The 8,731-nt window shown below is 71.5% G+C and carries 11 protein-coding genes; 6 read left to right on the top strand and 5 right to left on the bottom strand.

Annotated features, from left to right (window positions below; genetic code table 11):
* Positions 1-58: 58 nt before the first annotated feature.
* Entirely contained in the window at positions 59-1,519 is a 1,461-nt protein-coding gene (gene pdxR, locus ACFY36_RS06290; protein ID WP_499744826.1) for a MocR-like pyridoxine biosynthesis transcription factor PdxR, read from the top strand.
* Here the strand turns inward: pdxR and ACFY36_RS06295 are convergent.
* From ACFY36_RS06295 to ACFY36_RS06310, 4 genes are all read right to left on the bottom strand, one after another.
* A complete protein-coding gene (locus ACFY36_RS06295) occupies positions 1,516-2,262 on the bottom strand; it encodes a hypothetical protein (protein WP_499744827.1) in 747 nt (248 codons plus the stop codon). The genes pdxR and ACFY36_RS06295 overlap by 4 nt on opposite strands.
* Before the next feature lie 129 nt (positions 2,263-2,391).
* Positions 2,392-3,978 (bottom strand): sodium:solute symporter family protein, encoded by a 1,587-nt coding sequence (locus ACFY36_RS06300; protein WP_499744828.1) that lies wholly within the window; start codon positions 3,976-3,978, stop codon positions 2,392-2,394.
* A complete protein-coding gene (locus ACFY36_RS06305) occupies positions 3,975-4,163 on the bottom strand; it encodes a DUF3311 domain-containing protein (RefSeq protein WP_498659747.1) in 189 nt (62 codons plus the stop codon). Before ACFY36_RS06305 ends, ACFY36_RS06300 begins: the two co-directional genes overlap by 4 nt.
* A 38-nt stretch (positions 4,164-4,201) precedes the next feature.
* Positions 4,202-4,762, bottom strand: coding sequence for a QsdR family transcriptional regulator (locus ACFY36_RS06310; protein WP_499744829.1), 561 nt, complete (start codon positions 4,760-4,762; stop codon positions 4,202-4,204).
* Between the two features lie 65 nt (positions 4,763-4,827).
* Here ACFY36_RS06310 and ACFY36_RS06315 point away from each other — a divergent pair, with 65 nt between their 5' ends.
* Genes ACFY36_RS06315 through ACFY36_RS06335 form a run of 5 tightly spaced genes read left to right on the top strand, consistent with a single transcriptional unit; the run spans position 4,828 to position 7,554 of the window.
* Positions 4,828-5,919 (top strand): GAF domain-containing sensor histidine kinase, encoded by a 1,092-nt coding sequence (locus ACFY36_RS06315; protein WP_499744830.1) that lies wholly within the window; start codon positions 4,828-4,830, stop codon positions 5,917-5,919.
* Between the two features lie 52 nt (positions 5,920-5,971).
* Positions 5,972-6,319 carry a response regulator gene (locus ACFY36_RS06320; RefSeq protein ID WP_499744831.1) on the top strand — a complete coding sequence of 116 codons (348 nt, stop codon included), beginning with the start codon at positions 5,972-5,974 and terminating at the stop codon, positions 6,317-6,319.
* Positions 6,319-6,456 (top strand): AAA family ATPase, encoded by a 138-nt coding sequence (locus ACFY36_RS06325; protein ID WP_499744832.1) that lies wholly within the window; start codon positions 6,319-6,321, stop codon positions 6,454-6,456. The genes ACFY36_RS06320 and ACFY36_RS06325 overlap by 1 nt, the downstream gene beginning before the upstream one ends.
* Positions 6,457-6,476: 20 nt before the next feature.
* Positions 6,477-6,926: a hypothetical protein gene (locus tag ACFY36_RS06330; protein WP_499744833.1), complete on the top strand. Its 450-nt coding sequence runs from the start codon at positions 6,477-6,479 to the stop codon at positions 6,924-6,926.
* A 10-nt stretch (positions 6,927-6,936) separates the two neighbouring features.
* Positions 6,937-7,554 carry a hypothetical protein gene (locus ACFY36_RS06335; RefSeq protein ID WP_499744834.1) on the top strand — a complete coding sequence of 206 codons (618 nt, stop codon included), beginning with the start codon at positions 6,937-6,939 and terminating at the stop codon, positions 7,552-7,554.
* On the opposite strand, the gene ACFY36_RS06340 is transcribed toward ACFY36_RS06335, so the two are convergent.
* Entirely contained in the window at positions 7,551-8,558 is a 1,008-nt protein-coding gene (locus ACFY36_RS06340) for a hypothetical protein (RefSeq protein ID WP_499744835.1), read from the bottom strand. The genes ACFY36_RS06335 and ACFY36_RS06340 overlap by 4 nt on opposite strands.
* Positions 8,559-8,731: the final 173 nt, after the last annotated feature.

The following is an 8,731-nucleotide window of genomic DNA, read 5'->3' on the forward strand; positions in this document are numbered from 1 at the left end:
AGGTGCTTCATGACGTCCAAACTAGGAATCATCTGGCTCATCGATATAGTCCAGTCGCATGTCGGATCAGTGGGCCAGAATCGGTCTGGATCTTCATCTGCGTGTCGATCGGGAGCACGGACTGCGCAGCGGGCTCGAGCGTGCTCTGCGTGATGCGGTGCGGCGCGGTCAACTGTCGCCGGGCAACCGGCTGCCCTCCTCGCGGGTCCTCGCCCTTGAGCTGGGCGTCTCCCGGGGGACGGTCACCCAGGTGTACGAGCAACTCGCGGCCGAGGGCTTCCTGACCAGCGAGCCGAGGTCGGGCGTGCGCGTGGCGCCCCGGGCCGGAGCCGCTCCCGGTCCGGCGCTGTCCCCGGCCCCGTCGTTCCGGCCGCCGGTCGACGGGTTCGACCTTCGGCCGGGGCTGCCTGATCTGGCGACGTTTCCTCGGCGGGAATGGCTCGCCGCCACCAGGCAGGTGCTCCAATCGGCGCCGCACTCGGTCTTCGGCTACGGCGATCCGACGGGTCACGGTGAGCTTCGGCAGGCGCTGGCCGATTATCTCGGCCGGTCCCGTGGTGTGATCACCACGCCGGAGCACATCATCGTGTGCGCCGGCTTCACCCACGCGCTGCGGGTGATCTGCCGGGCCCTACGGCGGCAGGGAGCCTCGGTCGCCTTCGAGGATCCGGCGCTGCCCGACTATCCGGCGATGGCCGCGGAATCGGGGCTGCGGGTCAACCGGATCGCCGTGGACGGGGACGGTCTGCTCGTCGGATCTCTCGACGACGAGGTGGCGGCCGTGGTCACGCCGGCCCACCAGTTCCCCCTCGGTGTCACGCTGAGCCCGCGGCGGCGCATCCAGCTGCTGGCCTGGGCGCGCCGGACGGGGGCGCTCGTCGTCGAGGACGACTACGAAGGCGAGTTCCGCTACGACCGGCAGCCGGTCGGCGCCCTTCAGGGGCTCGCTCCGGACGACGTCATCTACTGCGGAACGGTCAGTAAGTCGGTCGCCCCCGCCCTGCGTATCGCCTGGCTCGCCGCGCCGACACGGGTGGTACCGGCCCTTCGTGAGGCGCTGCGCCGCGACGAGGCGCACGTCAACGTGATCGACCAGTTGGTGCTCGCCCGCATGATCCGCCGGGGCGAACTAGACCGGCATCTGCGGCGATGCCGTACGAGGTACCGCCACCGGCGCGACCTTCTCGGCCGGGCGGTCGCCGCACGGCTTCCGGGGGCCCGTCTGTCGGGAATCGCGGCCGGTCTGCACGCGGTCCTGCACCTGCCCGCCCCGTCCGGCGAGAAAGCCCCGCAGGCCGGCGAGAAAGCCCCGCGGGCCGGCGAGAAAGCCCCGCGGGCCGGCGGGGAAGCTCGACTGCTGGGCCGGCTGAGCGCGCACGGCGTCGCCGTGGACGGCCTCAGCGCCTTCTATCACCGGCCGGGCGACGCCCCGCTCGGTGTGGTCATCGGCTACGCCACGCCGCCGCAGCACGAATATGAGAGTGCGGTCGACGCTCTGGTCGAGGCAGTGCGCGCTTAAGGCTTGGCGTATCCCCGAATCGACGGCTGGTAGAGGCCTTCGGTGGTCTGTCCGTAGGAGTCGGTCACGGTGTAGCGGACCGGTGGGATCGGCCCCGAGGCGCCCCGGGACGGGGTGAAGACCAGCGTTCCGGCGGCGCCGATGAGGGTGTCGTCGTGGGGCTGGCCCGGGATGGCGGCGATCGAGGAGATCATGGCCAGGCCCAGCTTGCCCTGCGGGAGGTCGAGCGGCTGGCCGTCGGCCAGGCCGATCGTGCCGCCCGGCGGGATCGCGAAGGTCACCGACTGGAAGGCGCGGCTCGATCCGGTCGTCGTGTGAGCCGGTGCGGCCGGCGGCGCCGGGCAGGTGACCGTCGCCGCATAGGCCAGCGTGCGGGATCGGCCGTCGGGGGCGGTCAGGCGGATCGTCACCGGGTCGGCCGTGCCGATGAAGCGGAGCTTCGGGGTGTAGGTGACCGTCCGCGGCGAGTCCTGGGTGTAGAAGCCGTCGGCCACCAGGACCGTTTCCACGTACGAGGGGTCGCGGTTGTCCAGGCTCATCCGCCAGCCGGGCGGCACGTCGACGGAGACGGTCTGCTTGTGCAGGCCCGCCCCGGTCGAAATGAGGCGGTCCGGCGTGGCGGTGGGAGCGCTGACGGCCGCGGGGCACGGGGAGGGTGCGGCCGCCGTCGCCGGAACAGCTACGGCCGGTGTGGCCGTGGCCAGGAGAGGGGCGGTCACGGCCAGCATCAGAGATCTCCGCATACGGACATTATATGTGGCGGTATGTCCGAGTTTAGGGTGAGGGCACGCACCGGCCGGAACGCACGACGGGAGCGTGAGGGACGACGGCGCGTGGGGGAGCTCCTCGGAGCCGCCCGTGGATTCGTACTTCTAAATGGAGGTTTTCTCGGTGCGCGGCAAACCGTCGAGCAGGGCGTCCAGGCGTCGCTGGCGTGGGTCGTCGGTGTCGCTGTCGTAGTCCTCCGGGATCGTCGCGTCCGGGCCCGCCGGAACGCCGGCCATGCGCAGCAACGCCGTGAAGGCGACCGTGACCAGCAGGTTTACCGCCAGGGCGACCAGTCCTACGTAGACCGTGCGGCCGTCGCCCAGGGACCAGCTCGAACCGCCGAAGTGGGCCTCGACCACGCGGCCCGTCGCGTCCACGCGGGAGATGTTGTAGAGCATCACCACGCCGACCGCCAGGCCCGTCAGCAGGCCCAGGATCAGGGCCTTGCGATGGAACCAGTTCGTCAGCAGGCCCAGCACCGCGGCCGGCACCGTCTGCAGGATGATGACGCCGCCGATCAGCTGGAGCTCGACCGAATACGCCGGGTCGAGCAGCAGAATGAAGGCGACCGCCCCGAATTTGACCGCCAGCGACGTCCAGCGGCTGACCCGCGCCTCCTCGGCGGGGGACGACTGCGGGCGCAGATAGGGCCGGTAGATGCTGCGGGTGAAGCAGTTCGCGGCCGCGATCGACATGACCGCCGCGGGGATCAGCGCGGCGATGCTCAGCGCCGCGTACGCCACGCCGGCCGACCACGGTGGGAAGTACTCGTGGATCATGCGGGGGATGACCGTGTTGAGGTCGCCGTCCAGCGGTGTCACGCCCCGGGCCAGGGCGAAGAACCCGAGCAGGGCCATCAGGGCCAGGGCCACGCAGTAGATCGGCAGCGCGGCGGCGTTGCGGCGCACCGTCGCCCGGTCCTTCGCGGCCAGCATGCCGGTCAGGGCGTGTGGATAGGCGAAGATGGCCAGCGCCGAGCCGATGACCAGGGTGAGGAAGCCGAGCTGGCCGTTGTCGGGCAGCAGCAGGCCCGCGGGTAAGCGCTGGCCGGCCTGGTGGAACGTGGTGTCCCAGCCGCCGAACATGGCGACCATCAGCACCGCCGTCAGCAGCATCCAGGCCAGCAGGATGTCCTTGACGATGGAGAGCAGGGCCGGCGCGCGCAGGCCGGAGCGGAACGTGCAGATCGAGACCACGCCGACCGCGGCCAGCAGGGGCAGCTCGCCGCCGAGGCCGACCGTGCGGAGGATGGCCTGCAACGAGATGAGCTGGACGGCGATGTACGGCATCGTGGCCACGATGCCGGTGACGGCGATCAGGGCGCTCAGCGGGCGCGATCCGAAGCGGGCCCCGGCGAACTCGCCGTGGGTCAGGAAACCGTGCCGCTGGGCCACCGACCAGATCTTCGTGGTGAGCACGAACGTCAGCGGGGCGGTGACGATGGCGAACGGGACCGCGAAGAAACCGATGGCCCCGACGCCGTACGTCAGCGCGGGCACCGCGATGAAGGTGTACGCGCTGTACATGCTGCCGCCGAGCAGGAACCACGTCGTCCAGTTGCCGAAGGCGCGGCCGGCGACACCCCACTCCTCGAGGGTCTCGCGGTGGCGGGCCTGGCGGCGGTGGGCCATGACGAAACCGAGCGACAGCACCGCGACCATCAGGACGACGAAGACGGAGACGTCGGTCATTTCTTCTCCGCCGTCATCAGATAGACCGTGGTGAGCACGCCGATGGCCAGGAAGGCGCAGGCGAACTGGTACCAGTAGAAGAACGGCACGCCCAGGAACGCGGGCTCGAGCCTGTTCACGAAGGGGGTCATCAGGGGCGCGGCCGTCGGCACGGCCAGCAGCCACAGGGCTCGGGGCTTGGGCACGCCGAACCATAAGCGTTGGTCGATCGGTAACACCATGGTCACCGAGGATCGTGCGACAGCTGTCTCAAGATCTCTTTCAGGACCCGCTCGGCCAGGGCCAGATCGGCGTTGCGGCCGTCGACCAGCTCGCCGTACAGGGCCGATTCGATGATCCGGACGTACAGGTAGGCCAGGTCGTCGGTGGCCTCGGGCAGACCGGCCTCGCGGAAGATCTCGTGCTGGGCCGCGACCACCCGCTCGGTGACCCGGCCGGCCCCGGTCATCAGGACGCGGGCGGCGACCTCGGGCTCGGCGGTCAGGAACCGGCGGAAGGGTTCGGCCGCAAGCAACCGCTCGGTGAAGCGGCGCGTGACTTCCAGCACGCCGTCGGCGCCGGTCAGGGTGCATTCGCGGCGCGCGTCGGACAGCATCCGCTCGGCCAGCCGCCACAGCACGTCGCCCAGCAGGCGGTCGCGGCTGTGCGTGATCCGGTAGAGGGTTGCCCTGCTGACGCACATGTCCTCGGCCAGCCGGCTCATCTCGACGGTCCCGTGCGCCAGGAAGAAACGGCACCCGGCGCGGGTCACCTCGTCGTCGCTCACCACCCGTCGGCTCTCCATCGCAGGCACGGTACGACAAACGGCCGATCTTGTGGGTTCCGGCCGCCGGATGGCAGCCTCGACGGGTGCACGGACACATGGACGACGCCGAGACGCTGGTGCAGTTGCGCCGGCTCGCGCTGCTGGTCGCCCAGGGGGTGCCGCCCGAGGAGGTCTTCACCGCCGTCTGCAAGGAGATCTGGCGGCACTTCGGCGGCAGTACGGCCCGGCTCTTCCGCTATGAGCTGGACGGCACGGTCACGCTGCTGGCCAATGAGGGCACGAGCGGCCCGCACGTGCGCGTCGGCGAGCGCTGGGTGGGCTATCCGCCGACCGGGCTCACCGCCAGCGTCCAGCAGACCGGAAAGATCGGCCGGATCAACGACTTCCGCGAGCTGCCCGGCGGGCAGAAATACGCCGACGAGGGCCTCATCTCGGCCGTCGGCATGCCGATCCACGCCAACGGCCGCCTCTGGGGCATGATCGCCGTCGGCTCGACCGAGGGCCGGCTGCCGGACGACACCGAGGCCCGGATGGCCGCGTTCACCGAGCTCTGCGTCATCGCGGTGGCCAACGCGCAGAGCCGGGCCGAGCTGGTCAGCTCGCGTGCCCGCCTGGTCGCCGCAGCCGACGAGGCCCGCCGGCGCATCGAGCGGGATCTGCACGACGGTGCCCAGCAGCGACTCGTCGCGCTCGCCCTGCGGCTGCGCTCGGTCACCGACGCCGAGGGCGCGGCCGACGTCGCGGCCGAGCTCATGACGGTCATCGACGAGCTGCGCGAGCTCTCCCGTGGCATCCACCCGGCCGTCCTTTCCGATTCCGGCCTGCGGCCGGCCCTGCGTGCGCTCGCGCGCCGTTCGCCGCTTCCGGTGGAGATTGACGTACGTCTCGACGCGCGCCTGCCGGAGGCGGTCGAGATCGGCGCCTACTACGTGGTCTCGGAGGTGCTCACGAACGCGGTGAAGCACGCGAGCGCCACGGTCGTCCTCGTCGAGGCCTCGGTGGCCGAGGGCGTGCTGGAGCTGTGCGTGCGCGACGACGGGGTGGGCGGGGCCGACCCGTCACGCGGCTCGGGCCTGGTCGGCCTGACCGACCGGATCGAGGCGCTCGGCGGCACCATCGAGATGGTCAGCCCTCCCGGCGGCGGCACGACCATCACCTGCCGCGTGCCGGTGTGAACTTCCGGTTGGCAGGAATGCGCCGGGGGCCCGCGCCTGTCACCCTTTCGGGGTGACATTGCGCTGCCTCCTGGTCGACGACAACCAGCATTTCCTCCTCGCCGCCCGTGACCTGCTGGAACGCGAGGGCCTGACCGTCGCCGCCACCGCCGAGGACAGTGCGGGCGCGCTCGGCCGGGCGGCCGAGCTGCACCCGGACGTGGCGCTGGTCGACATCAACCTGGGCGGCGAGAGCGGCTTCGACCTGGCCGCGCGGCTGGCACCGACCCCGGTGATCATGATCTCGACGCACTCGGGGGAGGACTACGCCGACCTGATCGCGGCCAGTCCCGCCATCGGGTTCCTTTCCAAGATCGAGCTTTCCGCGACCGCCGTACGGGATCTGGTCGCGGGCCGCTGATGACGACCCCGCTTCTGGGCCGTCGTCTCGAGCAGGACATCCTCGATACGCTGCTGGCCGATGCCGGCCAGGGCCGGAGCCGCTCGCTCGTGCTGCGCGGGTCCGCCGGCAGCGGCAAGACGGCGCTCCTGTCGTAGATCTCCGAAAATCGGACTTTGTGGTCCGGGCGGCCGGGGTCGAGCCCGAGTCCGAGATCGCCTACTCGGCGCTGCTGCGACGGTGTGTCCCGTTGCTCGACCGCCTCAGCTCGCTCCCGGCGCCGCAGCGTACGGCCCTGAGCAACGCGGCGCCGGCGGCCACCCAGGGCAATCAGGCGCTGGCCGACGCGCTGGTGCTCGGGTCGGAGTCCCGCTTCCGCGAGGCGATCGAACTGCTCACGGCGGCCGAGACCACGGCCAACGGCTGCCGGGCCCGATTGCTGTACGGCGAATGGCTGCGCCGCCGGAACCGGCACACCGAGGCCCGGGCCGAGTTGCAGGCGGCGCACGACGCGTTCGAGGCGATGGGCGCGGCCGTGTACGCGGAGCGGGCGGCCCGCGAGCTTCGCGAGATGGGCCAGCCGGTCCGGGAGCGGCCCACCGGCGTACGGGAGGATCTGACCCGCTAGCCTGCCCGGCGTGCAGATGATCGAGCGCGTCGTCGAGGCCGTCACCGCCGACCCGTCCCGGTTGCGGCCGCTGTTCGACGGGCCGCCGGCGCCGATGCCGGCCGCCGAGATCGCGAAACTGGACGTGCCGCCGAGTGTGCGGCGGTGGCTGGCCTTCGACGGCCGGTTCCCCGGCGTTGAGCCGATGACCCTGATCGCGTACGTCCAGAGCATCGAGATCCGCGGCTACGAGGGCACCGACCTCGACGAGCCGGACGAGGACGACGCGTCCTGGAACGACATCTTCAGCGACACGTCGTTGCGGTCGCTGGCCCGCTTCGACCGGGTGTTCCCGCTGCCGAGCCCCAACGCGGACGTGGGGCTGCACCACGTGCTGGTGGCGAGCGAGCCCGACGCCGAGGGGGAGTGGCCGGTCTTCTACTACGCCGATCTGGCCCGCGACGTTCCCGAGTACGGCCTGTGGTACCCGGGCTTCGACGTCTATCTGGCCCACCTGACCGGGGTGATCGAGCTCGACTTCGCCCAGGGCATCTCGTCGCTCGGCGACCACCCCGAGCATGCCGCGCGCATGGCCCATCACGCGCGGCACTGCTTCGGTGGCAAGCGCAGCGGCTCGCTCTTCGGTTAGTTCTGGCCGCAGAAGGTGCGGCGATAGCCATCCACCTCACGGTCGTCGGCCTGGCCGTTGGCGACGCGTTCGGCGACCACCTTGACCGTGCGGGGCAGCGCGCTGCTTTTCTCCATCCGTTGCACCACCGGCCAATCGGGGCTGCTGAGCAGGGCGTCGGCCGCCTTCTTGGCGGCGTCGCCGTCGTCGTCGAAGGTCGCGCGCTGCCATTCGGTCAGCCACGCGCAGACGACCCGCCGGACCACCGCGGTGTCGTCCTGCGCGGCGTCAAGGCCGCCGGCCTTCCAGGACGGCGTCAGCGGCACCCCTTCGAGCGCCTCGATCACGGGTTCGCTGGTGGGCGGGGTGACCGCGGCGATCCAGGTGGGCACGTCGACCCGCCGGACATCGGCCAGGAAGGTGCGGAACTCCTCCCGCGTCCAGCCGTCGTCGGTGCGCAACTCGGCGAAGACGCCGTCGCGGGGCTCGGTCACCACGTCGAAGTCGGTCTCGCCGTACGCCACCTGATAGCCGGTGAGCCCGGCCACCGTGACCTCCTCCCGGCCCTGGTGGCGGTCCTTGCGATAGCTGCGGTAGTCGGCGGCGGGATGCCAGGTGAGCATCACACCGCGATCACCCTTCTCGTACGCCATCTCGCCCTGCGCCGTGCCGATCGGCACCACATGGACGACCGTCCATCCCGGACCGGCCAGCAGGCGCGGGCTCTCCTTCGCCGCCTTGGAAAGGACATCAGGCACCGGCACCGGCGAAGCTGAGGGGGAGGGACTCGCCGACACCGCCGGCGGCTCGGGCCGGTGGGCCGGGGTGGCCGGCCACGTCACGGCGACGACGACGGCGACGGCCGCCGCGGCCCCCACGGCGGCCAGCGCGAACGGCAGCCTCCGGCGCACCGGCTCGGCGACGATCTGCGCCAGCAGCATCTGGTCGGCGCCGTCGAGGTCGACGGCGGCGGGCCGGTGCGGGTTGGCGTCGCGAAGCATCTGGTCGTAGTGCTCGCCGGTCATTTCCCCTCCTTCATGTCCAGGACCGGCGCGGCCGGCGCCATCAGGTCACGGAACCGGGCGCGGGGGCGGGGGCCCCCGGGCCCCCCCCCCCGGGGGGGCCCCCCCCCGCCCCGCCCCCCCCCCCCCCGCCCCACCCCCCCCCCCCCCGGGAAGCACAGAACCACACCAAAAAA

Source organism: Actinoplanes sp. NPDC000266 (assembly GCF_042899005.1).
Lineage (GTDB): Bacteria > Actinomycetota > Actinomycetes > Mycobacteriales > Micromonosporaceae > Actinoplanes.